At 43.3% G+C, this 607-nt stretch carries 1 pseudogene; it reads left to right on the top strand.

Features of this window, described 5'->3' with window-relative positions:
• Positions 1-90 precede the first annotated feature (90 nt).
• Positions 91-607 (top strand): annotated as a pseudogene (locus JMX98_RS13995) (RNA-guided endonuclease InsQ/TnpB family protein); the annotation flags it as partial.

Genomic DNA, 607 nt, shown 5'->3' with positions numbered 1-607 from the left:
AGGCTGTCTGTGCAGCGATGCGCAAGCTTGTGCATATCTGTTTCGGTGTGATTAAACATCAGCAGTCTTACCAAGCAAAAGTTGAGCTAATTAGTGCTTGATTTGGCTTTTTTAAGATGGTATCTCTCGCTCTACAGCATCAACACCTGTGAGTTGGTACAAGATGCACGAGGCAGATGGTATGCCTGTATCACCGTTAAAGAATTTCCAAAGATTAAGTGCGGCACGGGCCAAGTCGGTATTGATTTGGGCTGTAAAGATTCAGCGGTCAGTAGTGATGGTGATCAGTTACAAACCAAAGTCACCCATCAATACGCAGAAAAGCTGGCCATCGCCCAACGTGCTAAAAACAAAAAGCGGGTCAAGGCGATTCACGCCAAGATTAAAAATACCCGTCAAGATCTGATCCATAAATTCACATCAAAGCTTGTTAAAGCCAACAACTTAATCGTTGTTGGTAAAATCAAATCAACATCATTTACTTCATCCAAACTGGCCAAATCCGTCTATGATGCTGGTTGGTTTGAGATTAAGCGGCAACTGGATTATAAATGCGCGAACGCAGGTTGCCACTATATCGAAGTCAATGAAGCGTACAGCACCCAAA

It is taken from the genome of Psychrobacter sp. HII-4 (assembly GCF_904846595.1).
GTDB classification, from domain to species: domain Bacteria; phylum Pseudomonadota; class Gammaproteobacteria; order Pseudomonadales; family Moraxellaceae; genus Psychrobacter; species Psychrobacter celer.
Note: the sequence above shows the minus strand (reverse complement) of the source record. Positions and strands in the feature narration are given on the sequence as shown.